Source organism: Paenibacillus mellifer (assembly GCF_023195895.1).
Classification (GTDB): domain Bacteria; phylum Bacillota; class Bacilli; order Paenibacillales; family Paenibacillaceae; genus Fontibacillus; species Fontibacillus mellifer.
The window spans coordinates 64951-91363 of record NZ_JALPRK010000006.1 but is presented as its reverse complement, the minus strand read 5'-3'; the positions used below and the strand labels follow the sequence as shown (position 1 = coordinate 91363).

At 53.4% G+C, this 26413-nt stretch carries 18 protein-coding genes; 4 read left to right on the top strand and 14 right to left on the bottom strand.

Features of this window, described 5'->3' with window-relative positions:
- Positions 1 to 24: 24 nt before the first annotated feature.
- Together M0651_RS08840 and M0651_RS08835 are read right to left on the bottom strand one after the other, a co-directional pair.
- Entirely contained in the window at positions 25 to 3072 is a 3048-nt protein-coding gene (locus tag M0651_RS08840; RefSeq protein WP_248551478.1) for an EAL domain-containing protein, read from the bottom strand.
- Between the two features lie 175 nt (positions 3073 to 3247).
- Positions 3248 to 4054, bottom strand: coding sequence for a formate/nitrite transporter family protein (locus M0651_RS08835; RefSeq protein WP_248551477.1), 807 nt, complete (start codon positions 4052 to 4054; stop codon positions 3248 to 3250).
- Positions 4055 to 4289: 235 nt separating this feature from the next.
- Here M0651_RS08835 and M0651_RS08830 point away from each other — a divergent pair, with 235 nt between their 5' ends.
- Positions 4290 to 4448 (top strand): hypothetical protein, encoded by a 159-nt coding sequence (locus tag M0651_RS08830; protein ID WP_248551476.1) that lies wholly within the window; start codon positions 4290 to 4292, stop codon positions 4446 to 4448.
- Positions 4449 to 4541: 93 nt separating this feature from the next.
- Here the strand turns inward: M0651_RS08830 and M0651_RS08825 are convergent, their stop codons facing one another.
- The gene (locus M0651_RS08825; protein ID WP_248551475.1) at positions 4542 to 5693 is read right to left on the bottom strand and encodes an HD-GYP domain-containing protein; all 1152 of its coding nucleotides are present in this window, start codon (positions 5691 to 5693) and stop codon (positions 4542 to 4544) included.
- A 341-nt stretch (positions 5694 to 6034) separates the two neighbouring features.
- Between M0651_RS08825 and M0651_RS08820 the strand changes: the two genes are divergently transcribed.
- Positions 6035 to 7021: a LuxR C-terminal-related transcriptional regulator gene (locus M0651_RS08820; protein WP_248551474.1), complete on the top strand. Its 987-nt coding sequence runs from the start codon at positions 6035 to 6037 to the stop codon at positions 7019 to 7021.
- A 17-nt stretch (positions 7022 to 7038) separates the two neighbouring features.
- Here M0651_RS08820 and M0651_RS08815 read toward each other — a convergent pair whose 3' ends face one another.
- The gene (locus tag M0651_RS08815; protein ID WP_248551473.1) at positions 7039 to 8520 is read right to left on the bottom strand and encodes a glutamate synthase subunit beta; all 1482 of its coding nucleotides are present in this window, start codon (positions 8518 to 8520) and stop codon (positions 7039 to 7041) included.
- 335 nt (positions 8521 to 8855) lie between these two features.
- Here M0651_RS08815 and M0651_RS08810 point away from each other — a divergent pair, with 335 nt between their 5' ends.
- Positions 8856 to 10583: a putative bifunctional diguanylate cyclase/phosphodiesterase gene (locus M0651_RS08810; RefSeq protein ID WP_248551472.1), complete on the top strand. Its 1728-nt coding sequence runs from the start codon at positions 8856 to 8858 to the stop codon at positions 10581 to 10583.
- A gap of 22 nt (positions 10584 to 10605) precedes the next feature.
- Here M0651_RS08810 and M0651_RS08805 read toward each other — a convergent pair whose 3' ends face one another.
- The 8 genes from M0651_RS08805 to M0651_RS08770 all read right to left on the bottom strand — a co-directional run bounded on the left by M0651_RS08805 (position 10606) and on the right by M0651_RS08770 (position 21087).
- The gene (locus M0651_RS08805; protein WP_248551471.1) at positions 10606 to 11901 is read right to left on the bottom strand and encodes an MFS transporter; all 1296 of its coding nucleotides are present in this window, start codon (positions 11899 to 11901) and stop codon (positions 10606 to 10608) included.
- A 39-nt stretch (positions 11902 to 11940) separates the two neighbouring features.
- Complete coding sequence (locus tag M0651_RS08800; protein ID WP_248551470.1) at positions 11941 to 12843, bottom strand: polysaccharide deacetylase family protein; 903 nt, start codon at positions 12841 to 12843, stop codon at positions 11941 to 11943.
- A 102-nt stretch (positions 12844 to 12945) separates the two neighbouring features.
- Positions 12946 to 13419, bottom strand: coding sequence for an RDD family protein (locus M0651_RS08795; protein WP_248551469.1), 474 nt, complete (start codon positions 13417 to 13419; stop codon positions 12946 to 12948).
- Between the two features lie 158 nt (positions 13420 to 13577).
- A complete protein-coding gene (locus tag M0651_RS08790) occupies positions 13578 to 14348 on the bottom strand; it encodes a GNAT family N-acetyltransferase (RefSeq protein ID WP_248551468.1) in 771 nt (256 codons plus the stop codon).
- The gene (locus M0651_RS08785) at positions 14345 to 15343 is read right to left on the bottom strand and encodes a glycosyltransferase (RefSeq protein WP_248551467.1); all 999 of its coding nucleotides are present in this window, start codon (positions 15341 to 15343) and stop codon (positions 14345 to 14347) included. The genes M0651_RS08790 and M0651_RS08785 overlap by 4 nt, the downstream gene beginning before the upstream one ends.
- Before the next feature lie 277 nt (positions 15344 to 15620).
- On the bottom strand, positions 15621 to 16592 hold the full coding sequence (locus M0651_RS08780; protein ID WP_248551466.1) for an aminoglycoside phosphotransferase family protein: 972 nt from the start codon (positions 16590 to 16592) through the stop codon (positions 15621 to 15623).
- A gap of 150 nt (positions 16593 to 16742) precedes the next feature.
- On the bottom strand, positions 16743 to 20201 hold the full coding sequence (locus M0651_RS08775) for a copper amine oxidase N-terminal domain-containing protein (protein WP_248551465.1): 3459 nt from the start codon (positions 20199 to 20201) through the stop codon (positions 16743 to 16745).
- Positions 20202 to 20427: 226 nt separating this feature from the next.
- A complete protein-coding gene (locus M0651_RS08770; protein ID WP_248551464.1) occupies positions 20428 to 21087 on the bottom strand; it encodes an MOSC domain-containing protein in 660 nt (219 codons plus the stop codon).
- Positions 21088 to 21280: 193 nt separating this feature from the next.
- On the opposite strand from M0651_RS08770, the gene M0651_RS08765 reads away from it, so the two are divergent.
- A complete protein-coding gene (locus tag M0651_RS08765; RefSeq protein WP_248551463.1) occupies positions 21281 to 21700 on the top strand; it encodes a hypothetical protein in 420 nt (139 codons plus the stop codon).
- Positions 21701 to 21768: 68 nt separating this feature from the next.
- Here M0651_RS08765 and M0651_RS08760 read toward each other — a convergent pair whose 3' ends face one another.
- Both M0651_RS08760 and M0651_RS08755 read right to left on the bottom strand, forming a co-directional pair.
- Entirely contained in the window at positions 21769 to 23694 is a 1926-nt protein-coding gene (locus M0651_RS08760) for an LTA synthase family protein (protein WP_248551462.1), read from the bottom strand.
- Positions 23695 to 23779: 85 nt separating this feature from the next.
- Positions 23780 to 26329 (bottom strand): beta-mannosidase, encoded by a 2550-nt coding sequence (locus M0651_RS08755; protein WP_248551461.1) that lies wholly within the window; start codon positions 26327 to 26329, stop codon positions 23780 to 23782.
- Positions 26330 to 26413: the final 84 nt, after the last annotated feature.

The following is a 26413-nucleotide window of genomic DNA, read 5'->3' as shown; positions in this document are numbered from 1 at the left end:
CTAAACACGCCTGCGGGTTATTATTTAAATTACATCGGGCCGATAACTCCGCAGCAATTCACGGACGCCGGTCTCCTGAAGCGGCTTGCTGATATAATACCCCTGAATAATATCACACTTGGCGCGCCGGACATGCTGCATTTGCTGCTCTGTCTCTACCCCTTCCACGACAACCTGCAGCCCCATCTTGCGGCCGATGAGTACGATCGCTTTGGCAAGGGAGCGACTGTCGTCCTGATCCGGCAAATGCTCGATAAACGACCTGTCCACCTTCAATGTCGTAATTGGCATTTGCTTCAACGACCCGAGGGAAGAATAACCCGTACCGAAGTCATCTAAAGCAATTTGAATACCCAGAGCTTTCAATTCATTCAGCTTAGGTGCAAGCGAATCTACGGTCTCCATGATCATGGACTCGGTAATTTCCAGCTCCAGACACTCCGGCGCCAAGCCAGTCTGCTGTAGGATGCGCAGCACCTTGCCAACGAAATCCTCTTCGAGGAGCTGGACAACGGAGATGTTGACGGCGATTTTGTACCTCCCGAACCCCTCTTCCTCCAAACGTTTGGCGAAGGCGCACGACTCCTCCAGCACCCAATCTCCGATCGGTACGATCAGGCGGCTGTCCTCGGCGATCTTAATGAAGGATAAAGGAGAGACGTAGCCGAGTTCCGAGCTGTTCCAGCGAATCAGCGCCTCGAAGCCGCAAATGCGGCCGTCACGCACCCCAAGTTGAGGTTGATAGTGGATGGTAAACTCGCCCCGTGTCAGCGCTTGCCGCAAGTTCTTTTCCAAATGTACCCGATCATTAAACGCTTGCAAAAATACCGGCTCGAAAACGACGTATTTGCCTTTCCCCGCTTCTTTGGCTGCGTACATCGCCACGTCGGCGTTCTTGAGAATTTCTTCCGGAGTGCGGCCGTCTTGCGGGTAGAACGAAATCCCAATGCTGACCGACACGAACAGATCGCTTTCGTCGATCCGAAACGGCTCCTTGAAGCCCTGAAGCAGCTTATCCGCCAGAGATGTCGCCTGCTCCTCCTCCACATCCTTCATCAATATCACGAATTCATCCCCGCCCAACCGGAATAACATCCCCTTCTCCCCGATCAGGGAGGTTAAGCGAGAGCTGGCTTGCATCAGCAGACGGTCGCCGAATTTATGGCCCAGCGTATCATTAATGAACTTAAAATTATCGGTATCGACGAAAAATAAGGCCGCTTTAGCGTCTTCCCTAGAAACCAGGGCATCCATTTCTTCGAGCAAATACAACCGATTCGGTAAATCGCTAAGCGCGTCGTAATAAGCGAGATGCCGCATCCGCTGCTGGTACATTCTCAATTGGTGCACCTCAATATTCGAGCCCACCATCCGATAGGCACGCCCCTCTTCATTGAACAACGCTTTTCCCCGACCCAGGAACCAACGATATTCCCCGTCTTTACAGAGCAAACGGTATTCGCATTCGAAAACCTCTTTGTCGCCTGCCTGTAGTGCCGTGATCTCCTGCTGAATTTTCGGGGTATCGTCGGGGTGAATCACCTGCTTCAGCATCTCGGTGCTAATCAGGTCCTCTTGGCTGTACCCAAGTAGCTCAAACCACCTTGGCGAGTAATACCGGCGATTCCGCTCCAGATCCAGCTCCCAGATCCCGCCGTTAGAGGCGTCCGCGACCAGCCGATAGCGTTCCTCACTTCGTCGCAGCCTCTCCTGGTTCTCCAGCAGCTTGTCGTAGTTCTCCCTCAACTCTTCCTGGGTGGCGGTTAACTCCAGATTTGCCGACTCGAGCTCCTGATAGCTTTGATGAAGCTTGTTCTCGAATTGCTTGCGTTCCTCGATGTCCACGCCGGTCATGATGAAGACGTCCTGATCGCCCTGCAGCCCGGGAATCACCGCCGTGCGGAACAAAAACGCTTTCGCCTTCCCTTGACAAGCACAGAACAGGTTAAGCTCCTGGTTATCTACGAAGCGATGAGATAATGCCTGGTCCAACAAAGGAATTAGCTCCCGGCAGGCATGTTGCAGCAAGGGATGCTCCGTATAGGACCGTCCAACCGCCTCTCCTTCCCGGATGCCTGTGATCCATTCGGCGTATCGATTGAAGCGCACTGTAGTCCGGTCGCTTTGCACCGCCCAAATAAATAGGTTGGTATGATCCAGCACTTCCTTGGAAAATCCCCGTTCTCCGTGAATCGTGCGCCGCAGACGGATGATATAAGCCCGGATTAGCCAATAACTCGCCGCCACCCCTCCGACGAACAAACCGCCGACTAGGATAAGGCGATTTCGCAACGCATTCGAGAACGATTCCGAGTGGGTGAAGAAATATTTCAGGTAGAGCTCCTCATAGACTCCCGACCGTTTCAGGTCATCCATTCGGTTGTTGATATAATTGACCAGCTCCGGTGATTTTTTGCTGATTCCATAAGCCACATCCCGGGGATAAAGATCCTCCAGCACCTTATGAACTTCTCCGGTCATTTCCCGCTTCACGATCAAATAATCAACGACGTTCTCATTCTCAAACAACAGGTCGATGTCTCCCTGTTCTAAAGCCAGGAGCGCTGCTTCCACGGTAGGGTATGTATGGTAAGACCTTACGCCGGCTTCCGACTTAAGAATTTCTTCGGAATATTGCCCCGCGCCCACACCAACGGTATATTGATTCAAATCAGCTGTTCCCAGCTTGCCTTGGAGACGATCTCCGGCATAAACCCCTATGGAGGTCCGCATGACCGGTTTGGAAAAAAGCACATCTCGTTTCCGATTCTCCTGAACCGCCATTAAACCGGCCGTATCCGCCGAGCCATCGACCAGCGCCTGGTAAGCTTCTTTCCAATCGGAGGCGGAATATACCAACGTGTAGTCCCGCTCCTTAAAGATCAGTTGAGTCAACTCCAGATCGAAGCCCATTTCAAACCCGTTCTGGCTAAATTTATAGGGAGGATAATCCAGCTCCGTCTGGTAACGGACCACCCTTCGTTCCGCTTCGACTGACGTAGCGCCTAACCCCGCTAGCATCGAAAGCACGAGCATGCCTGTTATTATCAACAACATTCGGATCCGCTTCATATGCGATACACCCTTTACGGTAGGATAGGAGTGGGTTACCCCATCGAATCGCGAAAATTAGCATATTTTGTTTTCATCTTAACACAGTTAGCCTAGATCCCATAGGCCAAATTACCCGGTTGGAGAAGAAAAAACAGGCACCCTCGAAAGCGAAGGCGCCTACTTGAAAATGTGTTTATTTATGCGGGGTTTTGGAAGCGTCCTCCGCATCTAAATACGGTTTATTCGCGAAGTAGTACATAAAGCCCATCAGCAGCACTCCGCCAACCAAATTGCCAAGCGTTACCGGAATCAGATTGTGCACGACGCCGCCAAACGAAATCGTATCGGGGTGATCCAATACCAACGCGATGGCAAAGGTACACATATTGGCGATACTGTGCTCGTAGCCAGAAATGAAGAAACAGAAGACGAACAACATCATCGCAAACATTTTTGCTCCGTCCCCTTGCAGGGCCATCGGGATAAAGAAAGCCAGACATACCAACCAATTACACAGGATCGCGCGGAAGAACAACTCTGTGATGGGGGTAGACATTTTATGTTCAACCACACTTAACAAGAAGCTGTTGACCGAGGCATCGGCAAATAAGCCGGTCAGATAGATTAATAAAGCGAAGGCCCCTGCTCCCAATATGTTACCGATATAGCTGAACACCCATAACTTCGTGATGTCGCGCCATTTCAGCCGCTTCCTTAAAGCGGCGTATGTATAATAAAATGTATTTCCGGTAAACAGATCCCCGCCACCATAGGCGATCAGAATAATGGCGGCGCCAAAGGTGATGGCGGCCATCGGATAGGTCAGCGGCGAATGCTCCAAGTAAAAGTAGTTCCCACTCTTGAAAGCAACGATCACCCCGAACCCGATAAACATGCTCGCCAGCATCGCTCTGGCAATATATCGGAGATGACTTTGCATAAAAATTTTATACTTCTTGAGCGCCAGCTCCTCAACTTTTAACAGTGATTCTGTCTCCATAACGCCTCCCATTGTGCTCTGCTCTGTTTTTCATTTAGCTTAACCTTTGTTAGCTATTGCCATCCGGCAATCTGCCATTTCATTCAAATTTTAGATTAAACGGTCTCGCCGCTATTTACAAGGGGCACGAAATTGTGCATAATAAAAAAAAGACTCATTTGATAATGATTATCATTATTATCTTTGAGATCACCCCGGTATATCACCGAAAACGGCCAAGAGGAGACGAACGCCCATGAGATTGCTATCCGCCCGCAGAAAGACAAGGCTGAACATCGATGACTATTTGGATCTGCTCAATCTTGCCGCCCAATTAGGCGACTCACAGTGGCAAAAGGAGATTATCCGTAAGCTGGAAATGATGCAGTCCGAGTTAACCGATGTCAGTCTATAGACTGGATTCTTATAAAAATGAGCGCGAGCTTGGGGGTCATCTCCCAAGCTCGCGCTTTTTGCATTATTATGAACGATATTCACCCCGGTGGGGTTAGAGCCTTGCGGACATCTGCAGGCTTTCCTCGCTGGACTCCATCATTTCGGTAATCACCAAGTCCGTCTTGCGCATGAGGTCCACCTCATAAGGCGCCCTTACGTTCGAACCGTCGGCTTCGCGGATGATCTTAACCACCGGACGATGCACCAGACTGGAATCCAAAGAGGATACGATACCAAGCTGGCCATTGCTGAGCTTAACTACAGAGGAAAGGGGATAAATGCTAATGTTTCGCAGATAGGTTTGAATCAGTTCCAGGCTGAAGTAACGATCCCCTGCAGCCAATAAATATTCTATCGCTTCTCCCGGAGTATAAGCGAGCCGGTAGTTCCGCCGCGAGATCAACGCGTGGTAGGTGTCGGCTATGGCGACGATTTGAGCGTATTCATCGATTTCGTGATGCTTCAACCGGGAAGGATACCCCGTCCCATTGTATCGCTCATGATGCTGCAGTGCGCATAGGGCCGAACGCCTCGATACGCCCTCCATATCGCAAATGATTTGGAAGCCTGCCTCCGGATGCCGCCGCAGCGCTTCACGATCGGCTCCGGTCAAGCTGCCGTTGCGCCGGATCGTGTGAGCTGGCAGTTCGGTCATCCCGATGTCGAACAACAGCGCGCCGACACAGAGATCGATCATTTCCGCGCCTGAGTATTGACCGGCGATGCCAAGAATAGCCGAATACGCCGTCACGTGAAAGGAATGCTCCAACAAGTAAGGATCGCTTTGCTGCAGGCGGATCAAGCCGTCCAGCACTTGCTCGTGACTTGTGATTTCGTACAGGATGTTACGGAACATGCGGCGAAATTGTTCATCCAGCTGCGGCGTGGATGGACGCCCAAAACCCAGGTCAGAGTCGGCCAGACGCACCAGCATTTGCCGAATTTCCTTACGCGCCTCCCGTTTCTCTTTGAGATCCTGAAACTTCATGATCGGGCTTGGCCCGTTCAGGTCGTCATCGCGGAAGGAACCCACCGGTTCCTTCTTGCCGATCATAGCCGTTTGGATCCCTAACTTCTTGAGACGGACAATATGGGTTTCGGTTAACGCGGTTCCCGCTCCAAGCATGGTCATTCCGTGTTGATTTAGTATAGGCTCGGCCAAAACGTCGCCTGGTTCGAGCATTCTGACATGAACCTGTCTCATGACATCACCTCATCCTTATTGCAGATCAGCTAGTTATGGCGAACGCCTTCGCCTTATGTCATGGTCAATTCCTGTGCCTTTCGGCCTAATCATCACTTTCTACCTATTTCCCTATCTTCCTATAATAATTCAAGAATTGTAGTCCAGACCACAGAAATTTCCTATTCGACAAAATAAAATTTATCATGACGACAGCAATTGAGACATTACCCCAAAGTATACTTTGTTTAAGGGTCTTTCGACATTACTATACAAAAAGTCACTATTCTATCTTACATTTCAACGATATTCTAAATTATAATAGCAGAAATTTGAAGTAGGTGAGGGGGGGATGAAGAACTATGAATTCGACATCACATGAGTACGAGGACTTGGAACGACCTTCTCGATTACCAGGACGAGAGTGGGAGTCAGAGATCTTTTCGGTATATCTTAAGCACTATTCCCATATGGAGCGAATCATCAACATTTATGGCTCCGCCGGCGTAGGGAAAAGCTCGTTAGCGGAGGAGTTTCAAAAACAAGCCGCCAGGCAAGGAGCAAACGTAATCGCGATTGACGCTGCGAGAATCAGAACCGCACCCGAAGATTTCAGCCGGCAAATCCTGTCCCAGCTTGATTTATTGGACTCCCTCCCCTCCCTTTCCGATTCCGACTATATCATCAGAGCCTCTATCGAGGCGATCCATAAACGAGCTAAACTTGGACCTGCGTTATTATTTATCGATACGTTTGAGCTTCTGGAACCGTTGGAAGATTGGCTTCGCGATTCTTTTTTGCCGCAAATCAAAAACGGCTGCCTTTGCGTCATTTCTGGTCGAAATCCACTATCCAGCCAGTGGACGGAATACTCCCTTTGGAAGTATTCCATCTACCGAATGCCGCTCACGAACTTGGACTTTAACAGCGTTGTCGCCTATCTGCGGGCCTGTGGAATCGTTGAACCGGAACAGATCTATCGCATCTGGAAGCAGACCGATGGTTTGCCTCTCATGATGACGTCATGGATCAGCGGACATACTGATGGGGAGATGCCCTTTCCCGGCTTACGTGATGACAGCGATCAAAGACACCGTGAAGCGATGACCTTCGGTTTAACGCCGGAGAAGATGCCGAGGACGAAACCGGAGGCCGCGATTTACGCCCGCACGGACTTGACCCATCGCGAGAAGGAGGTTGCCGCTCTCGCTGCCGAAGGGCTTACAAACCGCGACATCGCCTCCCGCCTCTTCCTGAGCGAAGTCACGATTAAGAAGCATATGCGTTCCATATTTCAAAAGGTCGGCGCCAGCAACCGGACACAACTGCTCAAGCTATTGATGGATTAATTATCTTTGGAACATGCTTACGTCAACGCCGAGCTGCCCACCAAATATCGTTCGACCTCACGGGCAGCCAGTCGCCCCTCATACATCGCCCAAGCGACTAGGCTTTGACCTCTCCGCATATCTCCGGCGGCAAACACACCCTCCATATTTGTTCGGAAATCGCCGAGTTCCGCCTTGACGTTCGTACGTTCGTCCTGTTCCAAACCTAGCTGCACGGGGAGAGTAATCTCCGGCCCGCTGAATCCTAATGCCAACAGTACCAAGTCCGCAGGGATCACCTGCTCGCTTCCCGCCATTTCCACCGGTACCCGGCGCCCATCGTGCTGATTCCACTCCACGCGGACGGTACGGACTCCAGTGACTTGGCCTTGTTCATCCCCCAGCAGCGATTTCGTTGACGTTTCAAAGATTCGGGGATCCTGTCCGAACAGTTCCACCGCTTCCGCTTGACCGTAATCCGTTTTTTGCACCTTAGGCCACTCGGGCCACGGATTGTCCGGCTGCCGGGTCAGCGAAAGCCGCGGCAGAATTTCCAGCTGGGTCACGCTTTTGCAGCCTTGGCGGATGGCGGTGGCAACGCAGTCGGTTCCCGTATCGCCGCCGCCGATCACGACGACATGCTTATCCTCGGCCGACAGGAACCGTCCGTCCTGAAGCTCCGAATCCAGCAAACTCTTGGTCGTCTGAGATAAGAACTCCATGGCCTGATGGACGCCGCGCAACTCTCGGCCTTCCATCTTCAGCTCCCGAGCTTGCGTCGCCCCGCAGCACAGAACCACGGCATCAAACTCGGTGCGCAGTTGGTCAACCGATAGCGCCTTGCCAACCTCCACCCCGGTGATGAAGCGAATCCCTTCGGCAGCTAATAAGTCGACGCGGCGCTGTACGATTTGCTTATCCAGCTTCATATTTGGGATGCCATACATCAAGAGTCCACCGATCCGGTCAGCTCGCTCGTACACAGTCACGGCATGGCCGGCTTGATTCAACTGATCGGCACAGGCCAGACCTGCGGGGCCGGAACCCACGACCGCTATTTTCTTACCGCTGGATGCGGCAGGTACCCGCGGCCGTATCCACCCCTCCGCAAAACCGCGATCGATAATGGCTTTCTCGATGCTTTTGATCGTTACAGGCTGACCGCTCTTCCCGACGGTACATGCCCCTTCGCACGGAGCCGGACAAACCCGGCTGGTAAACTCGGGGAAATTGCTCGTCTTCTGCAGGCGTTTCAACGCTTCCTTCCAGTTGCCGCGGTAAACGAGATCATTCCATTCTGGAATCAAATTGTGCACCGGACAACCGGAAGCCATCCCCGACAGCAACTGCCCCGCATGGCAAAACGGAATTCCGCAATCCATGCAACGCGCCCCCTGGGTTCTCAGCTTCTCCTCCTCCATTGGCACGGCAAACTCTTGCCAAGAGTCAACACGTTCCTGTGGCCGAATTTCGCCTGGAACCTCCCTACAGTAATCCAAAAAACCGGTAGCCTTCCCCATTTCCAACCTCCTGAACTGTGGTTATCCTTTGCGTTATCGCTATAAAGCATTAAAACATGCAGTCGCAACGTCGCGTCTTGTGCTGTAAATAAGCTCATGTTATCACCGAGACAAGACCGTTCAGAATGAGGAAAATCACGATCGTGAAAAAAATTACAAGCCTAGGAAGATGGGCATGCGTCGATTGTCGTATATTTTCGAAAAACCGATTGCCAGCGGCACATGCCGCATGTATGATGGGATTGTAAGCTCTGGCTTTGATCGGACGCTCCCGTATGACGGACTTCGTCGGTTAACTACATCTTAAGCGGTTCATTTCGAGGAGGCTTTATTTCGTGGAAGACGACCAGGCAAGCTCCCCATTCCATCCAGAATCCATGCTCACCGCCTCGGCCCTGCTTCGCGCCATTGATCGAATGGGTGTCGGCTTGGCCATTACAGATCCGAATCTTGAGGATAACCCTCTGATTTACGTGAATCAAGGTTTTGAACAAATTACCGGTTACAATCGCGTGGAGGTCCTGCGTCGGAATCTCCGCTTTCTTCAGGGTGAGGAAACCAACAAGGAACACCTCGACGTGATTCGTAAGGCTGTTAAGGAGATCGGATCCGCAACCGTAAGGATCAAGAACTACAGGAAAGACGGCAGCACTTACTGGAACCAGTTCGTCATCAGCCCCATTTTGGACTCGGAGGGTCATCCTCTCTATTTCATCGGGCTTCAATTCGACGTGACCCAGGAAGTGGAGCAGCAGCAGGCTTCCACAGAACGACTCCGCCAGCTGTCCCATTTCGACCCGGTTACTCAACTACTGAATTCCAACCGTTTCAAGGAACTGATGTTCGCTGAACTTCGTTCGGCTCAAGAAGAGAATACTATGGCCGCCGTGATCTGCATTAATCTGAACCGGTTTCGGCATGTCAACGAGAGTTTCGGCGAAAGCGATGGGAACGAGCTGCTTCGGCAAGTCGCAGAAAGGCTGCGTCATTCCTTCCCTGAAGGAACCCCGATGTGCCGTAACTTTGCGGATGAATTTTTCGTGTTGGTGTCGCATGTGTCCGACCCCTTGTATATACATACCCTTGCACTTGATTTGAATGACTCGTTAAAGGACCCTTATACCCTTTCCGGCGAAGCCTTCCATGTCGGTTTCGGGATGGGAATCAGTCTCTATCCAGACGATGGATCCGACGTAAACCAACTGCTGCAGCATGCCGAAATGGCGATGAAGGAAGCGAAGAAGGAAGCGTTGGAAGGCCCGCACTACTTTGATTATTACTTAATGGACCGCCTGATGGCCCAGTTAACACTAGAGAAGAAAATGATTCGAGCGCTGGCGGCTAGGCAGTTCGAACTACATTACCAACCTAAGATCGATACAGCCACGGAGAAGTTGACCGGCTTTGAAGCGCTAATCCGTTGGAACGATCCCGTTCAGGGATACATCCCGCCGGGCACCTTTATCCCGATCGCCGAAGAGAATGGGTTCATTGTTGAGTTGGGCAAATGGGTCCTGCTGGAAGCATGCAGGATGAACAAGCGATGGCAGGAGGCTGGACTCCCGAAGCTGCCGATGTCCGTTAACGTCTCGGCGGTGCAGTTTAGGCATCCGCATTTCTTGCGTACGGTAGAACAGGTCTTAGCCGAAACCGAGCTCGCCCCGCATTTTCTGGAGCTTGAAGTGACCGAGTCGCTGCTAAACGATCATGTGTTGATCAGGGATACTTTAACCGCTTTGCAGCAACGCGGCATTTCCCTATCCGTGGACGATTTCGGAACCGGCTACTCTTCTATCCATTACTTGAAGTCACTGCCCGTTCAGGTGCTCAAAATTGACCGCACCTTCGTACAGGAAACACCTTGCTCAGAACGCGACAACTCTCTGCTGCGCTCCATCATCCAGTTAGGGAAGTCGCTGGGCATGACCGTGCTGGCTGAAGGCGTCGAAACCAAAGCTCAGTTCGAATTCCTGCAGCAAAACGGCTGCGATCAGATTCAAGGTTACTATTACAGTCGTCCGCTGAATGCGGAGGCGGTAGAGGGATTGTTGAAATCAAGTTAATGTGCACCACGGAATCGAGACCCTACGACCTAGACTGCCGCTTACCTAAGGGGTACAAGTAAAAAAACAGCAACGCCAGCAGCAGCGCCGCAGCCGGTATCCCGCTGAGCATCCATCGGATGCCGACCGCGGCCGATGCCGGCTGTTCGTTTAGGCCGGCGTCATATCCGCTTGCCTCCAGGATGAGCCCCATGCAGGCGGCCTGCAGGGATACGCCCCATCTCACAATAAACCCGTTCATGCCAAAGTACATGCCTTCCCGACGCGCCCCGGTTCTCCGCTCGTCCTCGTCGATCACCTCGGACAATATGACATCGAGCAGTACCAGCAACCCCGCCAATCCCATGCCGACGGCGGCAGCGGTAGCGATCACACCGCCCTCCTGCATGACCCAGCCGAACGGCAGCAAAGCGGCCGCATAGCAACCGACAGCCGCGAGAATTCCACGCCGGGCTCCGTAGTTAGCTGTCATCCTCCCCCACAGAAATACGCATGGAATTGCGGATAGAAGGATCGCCCCTAGCAGCAAGGTGTTAAAGCTCTCCTCCCGGCCCAACACGTATTTGGTATAAAACGGGATGCCGGCGGGCAACAGGGCAAACGTAAACTGCACCAGAAAGCTGCCCGTAACGTACAGCACAAACGCACGGTTCCCCAACGTATGCCGAACCGCCGTGCTTAAACGGAACGTTGCCCGGGGGGCATCCGGGTTCTCCCGACTGCCCCAGAGAGACAGGGCCAGGAATATCGCTGACACTGCTGCGAAAATGACCCCCATCGCGCCCCAACCAATCTGCGAATAGAGGAGCGGCGGAATCGCTACCCCCACGATCATCCCCACGATCCCTAGCATCTGCCGCCACGAGGAGACGTAAGCGCGATCTTTGATGCTTTGGAACATCTCCGGAAACAATGCAGAATAATTGAGCACCACTAATACAAACAAGGCATCATACAACATCACGGTCCCGATAAAATAGGGGAACGCCGCCCCCTCAGCCGCCGGCGGCGACCATAACAGGGCAAAGGCTGCGGCCAGCGGGACCAAGCCGAACCCGATATAGGGGAGCCGCCTTCCGAACCGCGTGCGAGTCCGGTCGGAAAGGTGGCCGAACAGCGGATTGAGCACCGCATTCAGGATGCCGTGGAAGATCATCGCTAAGCTGATCCAGGCCGGACGGACGCCCAGCACGTCAACGTAATAGTACACGAGATAGGTGGCAAAAGCCTGCGACATCAAATTAACCGCCAGGTTTCCCGAACTGTAGGCCACCTTTTGAATCTCCGACCGATTGCGCAGGTTCTTGTTACGCCCCATCCGCCCCGCCCCCCCTTTTATTCCAAATGCAAATCTTACTTAAGGCCGCCGCTGCAACTCCTGCAAATCCCTCCAGCGGATCATTTCAATGCCCTCCTCCGCCAATACCGCCTTGATCTCCGGATCGCGAAAGAGTTGAAAATCCCACTGTCTTTTTTCCCACTCGATATGAATCGCCTTCAGCTCCTCCGTCGCCAGTGCAGGATGAATGATGATTTCGGTGACACCGGGACGCAGCGCCTTGAGGACGGCGATCATCTCCCGCTTGTAGCTTTCGTACGTTTCGCCCGGCTGCTTGCCGAAAGGCAAACCAATCAGGTCGTCAAGGAGAATCACGCCCATCCGGTCGGCCAGCTCAGTGACCTGGCGGGCTAGGGCAGCGGCTTCCGGCGGCAATTTGCTTACCTGTGGCAGGGAACGCGGCAAGCGGAACGGCAATCCGTAATCGGCACAGATTTCGAACGTCACGTCGAAGAAGTGTTGACCGGTCGCCAAACCGTATAAACTGCCCATATGGTTGTCGAGATGCGTAGGCGCCAGACCTAACGCCAGCGCGGTCTCCACCTGATTGATCATCTCCAGGCGTACTTGAGGCCGACTCGCTTGCAATTCGAAACGGGTCACATCTTTGGGGAAATACCCCTCCTCCGTGACCAGCGTCCGCACGTCTCCGTCTCGAGTGACCGGTCCCCATTTGTACCCGTTCCACTCGCTGGTGAACGTCAAATGTACCCCTACATCGTATTCGGGATTCGCGACGCTCCAGGCCGCAGCTTCCTTGGCCCACGCACAAGGGACCATGACCGTGGCCGAGGATACCGCGCCTTCCTGCAACAGCTGGATAATCGCCGCGTTCTCCGCATGGCACATCCCGAAATCGTCCGCATTAACGATCAACAATTTGGCATCCCGCCCATACCCCAATCGCTCTGCCAGTGTCATCTGTCCTCTCCTCCGTTCCGTTTCCGTTCGTGGATTTACCCGCCCTCAAGAAAGTAAAACGCTTACATAACTTGTGAGGCCAATCCATGCTGACCCTCCGGTTTACGGATATAACTCCGAATCCCGATTCAGAACAAACGTATTGCAAATCCAATCATGCAGGCCGCGCTTCTCCGCACTGAAAGCAATCATGATGAAACCGATGAATATGATCAAACCGGATAGAACTTGCGCGAAATATCGGCCAATCGAACGCAAAATGGAGATTCGTTCACCCTCTCCATCCACGATCTTTGCTCCCACCGCCAGCTTGCCAATCGTCCCTTGCCAAGAGGTGGCAGGCAGGATCACAAAGTACAACAGATCAAGTAACCTTTGCATGAAATCGGAGAAAGGGAGGACCCAATCGACCGCCGTCAAAATCAACGCATCAATGAGATAAGCGAGCAGCCTTCTCCAGAATCCGACATACACCGGATTAGGATCCAGATAGATCATTTCCCTACGCCCATAGCCTTCCGGCGAGGACGGCTCGTAATTGTTGGGGCTGTATTGGTACAGCAGCGTTTGTGCCATGCTCTCCAATCCTTTCTTTGGCCGATGGATCTACTCCATGTTTATGTAAGAAACCCGGCCTGTAGTTCCCTGAGTAGTAAATTTCGCGCCAACCCCAAATAATTCCTTCCCACGCAAAAAAAGGCGACCCTTATTGAGCCGCCCACACATGCTTCCTGCTACTTGTGAACTCGGTAATGATAGGCCGAGATTGCCTCAAACCCCAGTTTGCTGTAAAGCTCCAGTGCCGGCGCATTACCCGCAAGTACTTGCAAATACAGGCCCTCCGCCCCGTTCTCGGCTGCCCACGACACCAGCGCTTGCAGCAGACGGCCGGCAACGCCCTTGCGGCGATGGCGCGGGTCGACGACAACGTTACTAATTCCCGCCCATCCTTCCTCGATCACCACGGTAGCCACTCCCAGCGGTTCTCCCGCTTCATAAATAGCGGCAAACGTCTTGGGTGCCGGCATCGCCGTGAAGATCGACAAATATCCACCCCGCCGTTCTTCCGGAAATCCCTCCATCCGTAAGAAATCATTCATCCATTGCTCCTCAAGCTGCACAGCCAAAGTAACCTTCGCTTCGCCAAGCTCGTAAATTGCCGAGCGATGAAGCACCTCCCGGATAGGGGCCGCCAGTAGCAAGCAATTCATCGAAATTTCGTAACCTGCCGCAGCAAGCAACTCATCCAGTTCTTTAGGCGAGGAGTCGCTGACATGAAAGCACGACGGAAGTCCACGCTCCCGGTAAAATCGCTCCACTTCCCTTAGCCAGTCACCCGCCGGAAACGGCCCCGCCGCTAGCACGCTGTTCGCGCGCGTCGTAACTCCGCCGTTGGTCCGCAGTTTCCACGCACCAAGCGACTCGAGCTCGCGTGATGGCCAACCGCTCGCGGCTAGTTGCTCAATCCTCCCGGCCCATTCCGCTCGAACCGTCTGTCTGCTCATTTCAACCACTCCCCAAAGAAGCGCTCATATCCCTGCTTCATCACTGTCGCCGAAAAATTCGCAAACGCGTATTCCCGATTGTCCGCGGAATACTTCTGTGAGGAGGCGGCCGCCATGTTCACCAGCTCAAACCAGTTCCTCTCATTGCCGGCAAAGGCATGCCGCGAGCTAATGTGCCCATAGCAAGGATGCTCCGGTTTGACGACGATTTTACCCATAGCCAGCGCCTCCGTCAACGGCATAGCAAAGGTGTCGAACTTGGAACAGCTCCAGTACACCTTAGCCGAGTTCATCAACGCAAACACCTCGTCCTGACTTAAGGCAAACTGTAAGGTGACATTGAGTGGGATGTCGTATTTTTTCATACTTTCCTTGTAACGCTCCCCGCCAAATACCATCACGACATCTTTGTCCGGATTTTGCCGCGCATACTCCAGCACCAGATCCGGCCTCCGGTTCTCTTCGTCACGCCCGATCCACAACACCCGGTTATCAATAATGGCTGTCGGGTCAAAATGCCGCTCCGCTAACGATTCGTTAAATCCGATGGGGATCACGTCCACATCCGTCACTCCAAACACGTCGTTCAACTGCCGCCGCAGGAACTCCGTCTGCACGACCGCCTTGTCCACAACCCCGTAGAACGGCTTCATCATCTCATACCCGGTCAACGCCGGGTCAGGGAAGCTGTGCGGGAACAGCACGCTGTGCGGGAGGAACATTTTTAGAAAAGTAAACCCGGAGACCGTATAAATCACATGCTCGATATTGTGCGAATGGATCTGGTCCAACACGACATCGTAATTAACCAGATCGCCTTTCTCGTGCTCGTAGCCGGGAAGCCAATCCTGCCCGCTGACATGGCGTTCCGGAGCGATAAATACGATATCTACGCCAAGCTCGCGGCCAATGTCGCGCAACCGCTCCGCAAACACACGGGGACCTTGGGCTTCCGCAAACTGGATTTTTCGCATGACTAAACCGACTTTCTTCATTCGTTCCCGCCTCTTATCTTATATTGATTTGTAGTGGATAGATAATTACGTCATGTCTTGCATCGTAACCTCTAACGGACCTGAGGGACGTTAATGGCTTCGGATCCGGGACTACGAGGTTTTAACGGACTGGAGCGACCTTATAGTAGGCAAATCCGGCAAAAACACCTCTTTGTAGCCCAAATAAAGGCTTACAGGTCCGTTACAGCGGGAAATGTTCGGGAATTGAGCAGATAAGGTCACTACGGTCCGTTAGCGGGTCGTTTGTTTTCTTATGCTACCCATGGTTCTCCAATAGTCCCAGACATCCAGTCAAGCCGGTTGCTGTCTCTTCCCGCTGCCGCAGCAGTCCTTCCTTCGTCCAAACGTCGCCCCCCCGCCGCAAATCGCTTTCGATTAACAGCAGCATCCATAGGGAAAAGATCACAGCGAACCAGGCATACTCCCGGACCAATATCTCCCTCGCCCATGACGTGCCTTGCTTATCCGCTTCGTCCATATATGTCTCGAGCAACTTCATTCGATCCTCGGTCGGCATCGCCTTTGGAAACCGCGGATGCGACATATCGATCAGATGGTACAGATCCCAATAAGGGAGGTTCCGATGCGCGTGCTCCCAATCGAGCAAAACGACGCGCCCCGCCTCCGTCACGGCATAGTTGCCAAGATGCAGATCGCCATGCGACAGCACCAACCGCTTGACGCTGAAGCCGTGCCCGTCCAGGACTGCCGGGGCGATCTCCGAGTCGAGCCATGATACCGGCAGCCCCTGCCCAGCTAGAACCGCCAGCGCTTCGTCTCGCCGTCGCAGCACATCGGAAGCGATGGCCTCAATGACCGGTTTGGGGCCCTGGGCGGTCAAGCCTGTCCATTGCTCCACCGGAGCCGCGTGCAGGCGGGCTAGTTGTTTGGCCGCCGCTTGAGCATTCTCCAGCCTGTAGGTATGGTGCAACGGCCCCAAGTCCTCGAAGATCGTCCAGCCCTGGGCCCCTTTCCCTTCCGGCGAGGCCACCAGCAGCTTCGGTACCGCAATCTCGGGGAGCTGCCCTAGAACGTTTCGGTTCACCCACGCCTCCCGGTCCACCGATTCGCCGTTCGTCAATGGCTTGAAGATGTAGCTGTGCCCCGATTCGGTGTAAAACCGCTCCACCCATCGCCCGTTCATCCCTTGGTACATCGGTTCCCTGCGCCATATCCGGTGATCATCCAGCGTTCCGTCCGCTTTTACTACTTCATCCCACTTCCGCATTCGCTATCCTTCCCGCTCCCTAGTTTGACCTTAATGGTACATAAAATTTGAAAAGATTGTCAATCCGCAGACTATCCACGGCGAATTAAAAGCGAAAAAAAAGAGCGGTGCCTTTGGGCGAACCGCTCTTCGTAGGTACTATCATTTCACTTATGGAGTAGGCGTGACTGGAGTCGGCCCGGTGATGTTATAATTCGTGGATTTACTCGTATCCGGAAGCGAAATCACATAAATGTTATAGGAGTTCTTCTGGAAGTCAAGTGTATTTCCTTGGTAGTCCTTATCCACAGCGCCCAAATAAGGGCCTTGTTTTGCTACTATTGTCCCTTGGTAGCCATCTGAGGCCTTGATCGTTGAGACGTCAGTATCAGGTACGGCAATAACAAGATATTGATTGATGTTTTGGTCCCCATCAGCTTTTTTAATGTTTACAGCAATGGTAGCGCCATTAGCCGTAGCACTATCAATTGTTGCTGCAGGTACGGGCACGGTACTAGGGTCAACATTCAGCTTTACTTGACCCGATGGACCGGACAAGACGTTTGGCAAGCCCGAACCGGATTTCACCACCGTTAACACAAACACATGATAGGTTGTATTTGCGTCTAGCGGTGTACCATAGACGGTATTCGCCCGATTCAACGGAACCTGAATGTTCTGTCCATTTGGGGATACAGTTGTGAAGTTGCTGTCCAGCGTTACCGTATTGGCATACTCAAGACTAAAGCTGCTGACATTAGCCGCTGGAACAACCATGATGCGGTACTCCTGAACGTTAGTCTCATTTGCCTGTTTGTTGAAGCTTACCACGATATCACTGTACGAGTATCCGCTTCCTGTGGTCTGGGCGTTTACGTTCAATCTCTCGAGCGCGCCGCTGTCATTCAACGTCACCTCATTCGAAACCCCCGACAGCGCATTCGATCCGCCGCCGCTTGTGGCAAGCGACAAGACGTAAACTCGGTAAGCCACACCGTTGCGAATGGCTTCCCCGTCGGTATCCCGTGCTCCTGCTCCGAGGTCAATAGTTAAGGTGGCCCCATTTTTATTAACAGGCGTATAGAGGTTCGACACATTGGCTGCATTCAAATCAAAGCTTCCGTACTTCGACGCCTTCACCACAAACACCCGGTATTGGCTGATATACGTTTCGTTTGACGCCCGGGTAAACGTTACCCGCAGATCGCGGCCATCCCCGTTATCATTCAAGTCGTTGGCCGTTACATTCGAAGCTGCCCCTACAGCACTGCCCGAAAGCGTAATGATGTTCGAGCCAGTAGAGAGATTGTTGCTTCCTGTATACCCGTTGCTGCCAACCGACAAGACAAAGACTTGGTAGCTGACACCGTTTTTGATCGCTGCTCCATCAACGTCTTTAGCCCCCGCAGCGAGGATGCCGGTTAACGTGTAGTTGCCTTTGCTGATATACGTGTATCTGTCACTAGGGACGTTATTGGCCTTCGACAGATTAAAGCTGCTGGCGTTTGCCGATTTCACGACCATAACCCGGTAGTGGCTGATATTGGACTCATCGGCGGCACGGTTGAACGACACCAACAGATCGCGGCCGTCACCATAATCACTGACGTCAGCGGCGCTCAGATTCGAGACGGCACCAACGGCGTTGTACGACAGCGTAATCGGCGAAGAGTAATAAGACAACGCGTTGCTCAGATTATATCCGTTACTGGCTACCGAGAGGACAAACACCCGATAACTTACTCCGTTCCGAATGGTTGCCCCGTCTACATCCCTTGCCCCTGCATTTAGAACCGTGGAAAGGGTGTAGCCGTTTCTGCTCACCGTGGTATAGTTCGAGCTGCTGACATTATTAGCTTTAGATAACGTAAAGTTGCCTGCATCCGAGGTTTTGACTACCATGATCCGATAGTTGCTGATATACGTCTCGTTAGATGCCCGGGTAAAGGTCACCCGCAAGTCGCGGCCATCGTTATAATCACTCACGTCTTCAACGGTGACGTTCGATACCGTATCCACCGCGTTGCCTTTTGTCAGCGTAATGGCGCTGGAAGCGGCGGATAATGTATTCGTTCCTGCATAATTTCCGGTGCCCACGGCCATGACGAATACCCGGTAGCTAACGCCGTTGCGAATCGAGGCTCCGTCCACATCCCGCGCGCTCGAGGACAAGGCATACGACGAAATATTCGATCCGGTCTTATTAACCTGGGTATAGTTCGCACTGGATACTGCATTTGCCTTCGCCAGGCTGAAGTTCGCATAATCACTGGCTTTAACTACGAAAATTCGGTACGAGCCGATCCGTGTTTCGTCCGAGATCCGATTGAAACTTACTCGCAGATCGCGGCCGTCGCCGTAATCGTTCCAGTCTTCGACCTTCGTAATCACCGGCGAAATGACCGAGCCAACCGCAAGCGAGATCGCGGAGGAAGCGGAGGACAATTTGTTAGCGAATCCCGAATGATTACTTACCGATTGCACAAAAACCGTGTAGGAAACGCCGTTCTTGATCAGATCGCCGGATGTATCCCGAGCGGAGGAGGCCAACTGGCCGGTCAACGTCGAACCGCTGCCCGATTTAGACACGACCGTAGAATACGAGCTTGGTACATTGTTCGCCGTACTCAGAGTAAAGCTTCCGGCGTCCTTCGTCTTAACAACGAACACCCGGTAGTTCGCGATGCTGCTCTCGTTTTGAGCCCGCGTAAAGGTGACGCTCAAGTCACGGCCATCACCGTAATCGCTCACGTCGCTTACCTTCACGTTCGTTGGAGCGGCCACCGCCGCGCCATTGGACAACGTAAAGGCCGGAGATGGGTTCGACAACGCATTAGCGCTGTTGCCTTTACCAATGGCCAAGACGTAGGCAACATAAGATTGGTTTTCACGGATGGTGGCCCCGTCGACGTCTCGTGCACCGGCCGACAGGTTCACGACCGGATCCGTACCCGACGGCGACAACGACGTGTAATTGGCCGACGCGATCCTTTGCGCTGCCGTCAGATTAAAGACAGACGCATTCGAGGATTTCACGATCATCACGCGGTACTGTTCAACGCGCGATTCGTTCGAGGATTTCGAGAAGCTGACCTCCAAATCCCGGCCATCCCCGTTATTCCCTACATCACGAGCAGAAACGTAGGCCACAGGGTTAGGATCCAAGCTGCCGCTATCCGATCCGCCTGTGCCCGAGCCAGAATTAATCGTGACGATTTTGGTGGAGTTATTCCACCCGACTTGCTGCCCAAGCGCTTCACTGACGAAGCGAACGGGCACCATCGTTCTGCCTTTAATGCTTTGCGCCGGCACGTCGAGCAGCACCGCCTCGTTGTTGATTGTTGCCGAACGCGACTTCAGCTTCAGCACGATGGTCGTGCCGTCCTTCTGGGCCGTGACGGTTTGCAGCGTCTGGTTGTAGTTGACCGTAGCATCCAGCGCCTCAAAGATGGCCCGCAGCGGCAGCATGACCCGCCCGCTGATGACGACCGGCGCCTGATCCGTCGTCAACCGGCTACCGTCAATGTAGATGCTGATCGGCGTAGCCGCCTGCGCCGTCGTTTGTTGAAACATTGGTATGATTAGAAATGCGGCTAAGAGCGAAGCCCATAGTTTTCTCAAAAATCTCATCCTCCCCATGCTCATAAACAGAGCGAAAGAAAATAACTCTTCCCATTTGACGTATCATCTCAGGTAAAAGTTTCTATGTTTTCCTGTCGCACAGAAAATTTACCCCCGGACGCCTAGCCTTGAACCAAGAAGCCTGGAAGTCCCGGGGCCGGAGTCCCCTCAATTGGGGCGGAAGACATAAAAAATCCACTTCCCCGATACGGGAAGCGGACGACAACAGAGAGATCTATTCACCTATCAACCGGCTCAATCGGGCGGTCAACGTCTCACGCCAGTTGGCCGATAATTCCTCCACGGCCAAAAGGCGCCGGATCCCATCAGCATCCTCCTTGTCCACATGCATAATGCGGTTGGCGAATGCTAGTGTAACGCCGGCGGGGTGTCTGTCGATGAGTTCCAGCGGATCGTCGGGTCTAACTTCACCCTCGCGAAGAACCCGAAAGTAATACCCGGTATAGCCCGTTTGCTGGATTTCCAGCTGCAGCTCAGGCAACCCGTGCTTAACACCCAGCTTGAAGCAGGGCTGCCGGGGCTGGCTAACCTGAACAACGGCTTCGCCCAAGCGAAATCGGTCGCCGATGCGGATCTCTTCTTCGAGCATGCCTTCGGTCGTGAGATTTTCCCCAAATGCCCCAAAGTCTAGTGTGATCCCGAACCGCTCCTCCCAGTAGCTATACCGTTCGAATGGATACACGCAAACGGCCTTGTCCGGCCCTCCGTGAAATCGAAGATCCGCTTGCTCGTCCCCGATAAAATTCACCGTCGAAAGATGCAGTGTTTCCTTCACCGGCATTTTGAAAATCCCCGTACGGACCGTCTTGCCTTGATGCTCAACCTCGATCGGTTTGCTTACATTCAGCGAACGGATCGCTATTTGCTCTGCCATCTCGTATTGCCCTCCTCTGCTCCGAAATCACCGGGATATTGAATTCCATTATACGAGAGGCCTCCTTACAACACCACCCTGTAAATCAAGAGCGACGGGCGGATTGAAACTTACTGGGCTGCCCATCCGTATTACTACTAGGAATCGTTGTTTCACGTATTTCCATCCCTGGATCAGAGAGGAATTCAATTCTATGAAATTTAAACTCAAAAAAGTGGTCATCCTCGGTACGATGGCCCTCGTCATTACCATAAACCCCAGCATGTCTGGATATTTGACCAGCCTGGCCTACGCGGCTCATCCGTCTAAACAATCCAGCACTAGCAATCATGCGGAGCATCCGGAGGACGAGCTTAACGGACTTCTCGGTGCTGCCTCCGACAAGGAAGTCTACGACGCCTTACTGGAAGGCGAGTCGTTGGCAGACATCGCCGAATCCCACGGTCAAGACGCAGACCCCGTGATTCGGTTGCAAGTTGCCCAGCTGCAGGAGCAGCTGCAGAAACGCTTGAAAGAAGGAAGTTTAACCCAAGAAGCTTATGAGCTTCAATTGCAAGAGCTGCCGGAAATCGTGGCAGACAGCGCCCGAACCAGGTATACCATCCTCGGGTGATCATCGTCATTAAAAGAAAGGGCCCTACTAGATAACCGTTCTCGGTATCTGATAGGGCCCTTTTTCTATTATTCCCCCCGCTTGGGGAGCAGTTTGACGTATTCGTCGGAGAGCTTCATCAGCTGCGTAATGTAATCATAATCGCTGCGATAAGGCGCGATATTGGCAACCGGCTGCAACGTATCCAGTGAGACAGCGGTGCCGTCGTCAAAGCCGGCGCCCGGCACGAACATAACCTCATCATTAAAGAAGGAGCCTGTCGGCAAATAATACCTCATTCCAACAACGTTCCGATCCATATTCAGCAGGTCATGCCCAAACGCGGTAAACCCTTCGTTCTCCAGCGAAATGCCAAGGAGATTGGCCACCGTTGGCAGAAGATCAACCTGTCCGCCAGCGCGCTCCACCATCTGGCCGTGCTGCTGTCCTGGGATGTGGACGATCAGCGGGATGTTAAATCGGCTAATCCGCTCGTCGTAAGCAATCCCCAGCTTCTCGCTGATTTCTTTGGCGGGAACGTCTTTCTCCTGAAGGCCGAAGTGATCCCCGTAAAAGACCAGCATGGTGTTCCCCCAGAGGCCCGTTTGCTTCAACCGGTCGATCAGTTTCCCGATCGCGTAATCGGTATAGTTAGCCGCCTCGATGTAATTCCCGAGCATCGTGTCTTCCATCTCCGCCGGAAGATCGAAATGGCGGCGATCCTTCGGCACCACAAACGGATTATGACTCGAGGTGGTGACAAACTGGGCGTAAAAAGGCTTGTTCTGCGCTTGTAGCCCCGCCAGCTTTTCCACACCAACCCGATACATTTCCTCGTCAGAAGCTCCAAAATTATTAAAATGATCGTTCGTGTAATATGGCTTGTCATAGTATTTATCGAAATTCAAGGCCGGGTACATTTTGTGGCGGTCCCAGAACGTCACTTTATTGATGTGGAAGGTGTTTGCCACGTAACCCTGACTTTGCAGCAAGCGCGGAAGACTTGGGATCTGACGATCCCCATAGCCGGTCGACATCGCTTCTGCGGCCGTCGGATAAATCGACGTATTGGACATAAACTCGGCATCCGACGTATTTCCGGGTCCGATTTGTTGAAACACATGAGGGAAATAGAAACCTTCCTTCGCTAGACCGTTCAACACAGGCGTGACCTCTTGGCCGTTTAGCTTTAGATTGATCGGGAAGTTCTGGAACGACTCCATTTGCACAATTACCAGGTTCATCCCCTGAGCGGCACCGAAGTACGCCGGTTCCCCCGTTGCCGCTACCTCTTGGTAAGGATAGTTGCTCTGGAGCTGACGGACCTTGGCTGCCGTCTCTTGCAAATTGCCTTCCGCGATCATCCGTTCCTCTTCCTGGTCGCGGATTGCCGCATCGACCTGGAAGTTAAAGAACCCGACGCTTTCGGCACGCACCAGCTCATTATCAATGCTTTTCCCCAAACGGATGTAAAGGCCGGAAAGCATCAGACTGACGACTAGAACGAACGCCACGCCTACCTTCCACGCTAAACCCGCGCGAGGCCGATCTGTCCGGAAGCTAAGGCTTCCCGCAAGACGGTACCCTCGCGAGGCCCGGCGACGCCGACCCGCACGGAAGATACGCACCGCCGCCAGCACCGGCAGGTCGATGAAATACAGAAATTGTTCAGGCCGTAACAGCGAGGCTACGCTCGCTTTGACCTCAGGCACCTGGTTTAACCCGCTTAACACCGCATAGGTAGGTACCGTCCCAAAATAGGCATTATACACCGTCGCGGCAAAGAGGATAAAAGAAATAACGAAGTTAAATCCCAGGAATACCCCCCATTTGCCCTTGACTGGCGTCAATAGCTCCACCAGACACAGCAGCGCCAGCACCGACAGCCATTCGCCGGGTAACCCCTGGGCCGCAACGCCCCCATAGAAAAAGTATCGCAACAGTAACAGCTTCGCACCGATCAGCGCGAACGTGACAACAAAATGTATTCGGCTTGAGTTACGTATGATCCCCATCTCTTTTCTCCGGGTTGTTCCCGTGTTTACATAAGACACGATTTTCTATTCGTTTATTATAACACGGTAAAATCCAGAGTCGAATTCACACGAAATCAGCCATGGAGCGAACGATCAGCTTGCCCGGATTCCCCGCAACGAACGGCTCCGCGCTGCCCTCGCCACCCCGCCGCCGGAACTCCACCGTCACCGTAATGCCTGGAATCAGGTCGAAGTAGTTGTCGGAGAAGATCCCCTCTTCTTCCGCTGAAATCCACACCTGGCGCGCCAAAGTGTCACTTACTAGGGTATATCGGCTGCCGCCGCTGCCGTCCTCTTCCAGGAGGGTTATCTTCGCCTGTGGCAATGAAAGGTCTTTGTCTGGAGCAAAATAATGCAGCTTGCCATCTGCTACCTGCCCGTCTACCTCTAGAACGGCATGCAATACGACCTGGCGGGGATCACGGCCTTCCAGCCATTCCTCCCGAGTCAAAACGGCAGCTTCAACAACCGAATCCGCAGCGGCGTGGACTTCCAACGCCTGTTCTTTCAGTAAGGCGCCCTGGAAGTCGTAAAGTGATAGCCGCAACTGACCTTGCACCGGCTTCTGCAGATCGGAAACCAAGCTGATCGAGATCGGGCCATCCTCCGGCTCGTAGATCGCCAGCATCACGTCGCGGAAGCTTCTGCGAACCGTATACTGCAGCGCCTTCCAGCGTCCGTAATAGTCCATTCCCGCCCAGGACGCTACAGGCCAACAGTCGTTCATCTGCCAATACAACGTCCCCATGCAATAAGGCTTGTTGCGTCGGTGCGCTTCAATCGCTGTGCGAATCGCCTCGGCCTGGAGTACCTGACTCATGTACAGGAACGATTTGAAATCCTTGGGTGCGGGCAAATAGAGATCCATGTACTCCTTGATCAACTGGTTGCCGCGGCCGTTCTTCTGGTGGGCCAGCATGATGTCGGATTCCAGCGCCAGCTCGCTCTCCGGCGCATAGGTCAGCACGGATTCCAACTCCGGGAAGGACTGGAAGCCGTATTCGCTCATAAACCGTCCAACTCGAAGGTTATAGTTGTCGAACGGCTCGACCGCATGCCACACGCCCCAGTAATGAACGTCACCTTCACCGGTCACTTGGAGCGCATGCTGATTGGCATCCCCCGTCAGTTTACGGATCGGAGAGGACGGCCAGTAGGCCACGCCGCCGCCATGACGTTCCACGACTTGCGGCAGGACCCGGTGGAAGATTGCCTCGTAATCAGCCCATAACTTCTCACGTTGCTCTGTGGTGAAATCCTTTTTCCAACCCCAGCCTCCATCCTCCTCATAATGAGCCCAAGCCGAATCAATTTCGTTGTTGCCGCACCACAATGCGATACACGGATGATTCCGCAGCCGCTTCAAGTTGTCTTCCGCTTCGCGGGCAATACGATCAAGAAACTCCGGATCCCCCGGATACATGCTGCAGGCAAACATGAAGTCCTGCCAGACCATGACGCCGTATTCATCACATAACTCGTAAAAGATGTCCTGCTCGTAGATACCGCCGCCCCAAATGCGCAGCATGTTCATGCCGCTTTCGGCGGCTGAGGCTATCTCGTGGCGGTAGCGTTCGTCCGTCACTTCCGTCAAGAAGCTGTCGTTCGGGATATGGTTGGCGCCCTTGGCGAACACGGGTACACCGTTCAACTCGAAGCGGAAGGAAGCGCCGGCAGCATCCTTCTCCCGCACCAGCTTGATATCGCGCAGCCCGGTTCTAACGGACGCCTCAGCGACCGTTCTCCGCTCGCCGTCCGCCACAAGCACGGCGCGGAAGTTGTACATCGCCGGTTCGCCCAGCCCCCGGCACCACCACAGCTTCGGCTCCGCGATCACCGCGGGCACCTCCACCACGTGGGTTCCCGACTCCAGCACAACGGGGCGTTCCCACCTCAGCTCGTCGGCCGATAACCGCAGCTGACCTTCCCAGCGTTCGGCGGTTTCGATCTCTACCACGGCAGTGAGCTCAGCGGCCGTGGCGTTCACGTGGTCCTGGCGGATGTGCAGATCACGGATCACCGGACCGCTCCCTCCCTCCAGCCGGACCTCACGCCAGATTCCGCTGGTCACAAAACGCGGCCCCCAGTCCCAGCCGTAGTGATACGGCGCTTTGCGGGCAAACACACTGACCCGGCGGCCGCCTAATCCGCCCAGCTCCGATTGGTCGTTCGACGCCGGCAAGTCGTAACCCAGCTTCTCGAGCTTGGGCAAGTCCTCCGCGATCGGCGAGCGAAAACGGACGGTCATCGTATTGGCGCCTTGGCGCAGCAACGGCTTCACATCGATTCGCCAGACGCGGAACATATTGTCAGACGACAAGACATGCACACCGTTGACCGTGACGTCGGCATACGTATCCAAACCGTCAAAGGCGAGTTCGATCCTCGGTAAAGCCAGCCAAACCTCATCGCATTCGAAGGAGGTTTCGTATTCCCAATCTTTTCGATCGATCCACTGCAGGTCATGTTCGTTGGTTCCATAGAACGGATCGGGGATCAGCCCGTTGCGGAGCAGATCTGTATGCACTGTACCCGGTACCCGGGCCGGTTTCCACTCCGTTTCATCGCAAGCCTTGAATTTCCAATGTTGGATCACATAGCGGTGGTTGTTCATAAGCCCTCCAGTATGAAGTAAGTTACGGTACATTATATACTAATATCGTAATCGTTTGTTATTTTTTTGTTAGTGATTTTGCTT

Bases quoted from the DNA above. Each gene is read 5' to 3' on its own strand.
- M0651_RS08840 (WP_248551478.1), bottom strand. From the start codon at position 3,072: ATGAAGCGGATCCGAATGTTGTTGATAATAACAGGCATGCTCGTGCTT.
- M0651_RS08835 (WP_248551477.1), bottom strand. From the start codon at position 4,054: ATGGAGACAGAATCACTGTTAAAAGTTGAGGAGCTGGCGCTCAAGAAG.
- M0651_RS08830 (WP_248551476.1), top strand. From the start codon at position 4,290: ATGAGATTGCTATCCGCCCGCAGAAAGACAAGGCTGAACATCGATGAC.
- M0651_RS08825 (WP_248551475.1), bottom strand. From the start codon at position 5,693: ATGAGACAGGTTCATGTCAGAATGCTCGAACCAGGCGACGTTTTGGCC.
- M0651_RS08820 (WP_248551474.1), top strand. From the start codon at position 6,035: ATGAATTCGACATCACATGAGTACGAGGACTTGGAACGACCTTCTCGA.
- M0651_RS08815 (WP_248551473.1), bottom strand. From the start codon at position 8,520: ATGGGGAAGGCTACCGGTTTTTTGGATTACTGTAGGGAGGTTCCAGGC.
- M0651_RS08805 (WP_248551471.1), bottom strand. From the start codon at position 11,901: ATGGGGCGTAACAAGAACCTGCGCAATCGGTCGGAGATTCAAAAGGTG.
- M0651_RS08800 (WP_248551470.1), bottom strand. From the start codon at position 12,843: ATGACACTGGCAGAGCGATTGGGGTATGGGCGGGATGCCAAATTGTTG.
- M0651_RS08795 (WP_248551469.1), bottom strand. From the start codon at position 13,419: ATGGCACAAACGCTGCTGTACCAATACAGCCCCAACAATTACGAGCCG.
- M0651_RS08790 (WP_248551468.1), bottom strand. From the start codon at position 14,348: ATGAGCAGACAGACGGTTCGAGCGGAATGGGCCGGGAGGATTGAGCAA.
- M0651_RS08785 (WP_248551467.1), bottom strand. From the start codon at position 15,343: ATGAAGAAAGTCGGTTTAGTCATGCGAAAAATCCAGTTTGCGGAAGCC.
- M0651_RS08780 (WP_248551466.1), bottom strand. From the start codon at position 16,592: ATGCGGAAGTGGGATGAAGTAGTAAAAGCGGACGGAACGCTGGATGAT.
- M0651_RS08775 (WP_248551465.1), bottom strand. From the start codon at position 20,201: ATGAGATTTTTGAGAAAACTATGGGCTTCGCTCTTAGCCGCATTTCTA.
- M0651_RS08770 (WP_248551464.1), bottom strand. From the start codon at position 21,087: ATGGCAGAGCAAATAGCGATCCGTTCGCTGAATGTAAGCAAACCGATC.
- M0651_RS08765 (WP_248551463.1), top strand. From the start codon at position 21,281: ATGAAATTTAAACTCAAAAAAGTGGTCATCCTCGGTACGATGGCCCTC.
- M0651_RS08760 (WP_248551462.1), bottom strand. From the start codon at position 23,694: ATGGGGATCATACGTAACTCAAGCCGAATACATTTTGTTGTCACGTTC.
- M0651_RS08755 (WP_248551461.1), bottom strand. From the start codon at position 26,329: ATGAACAACCACCGCTATGTGATCCAACATTGGAAATTCAAGGCTTGC.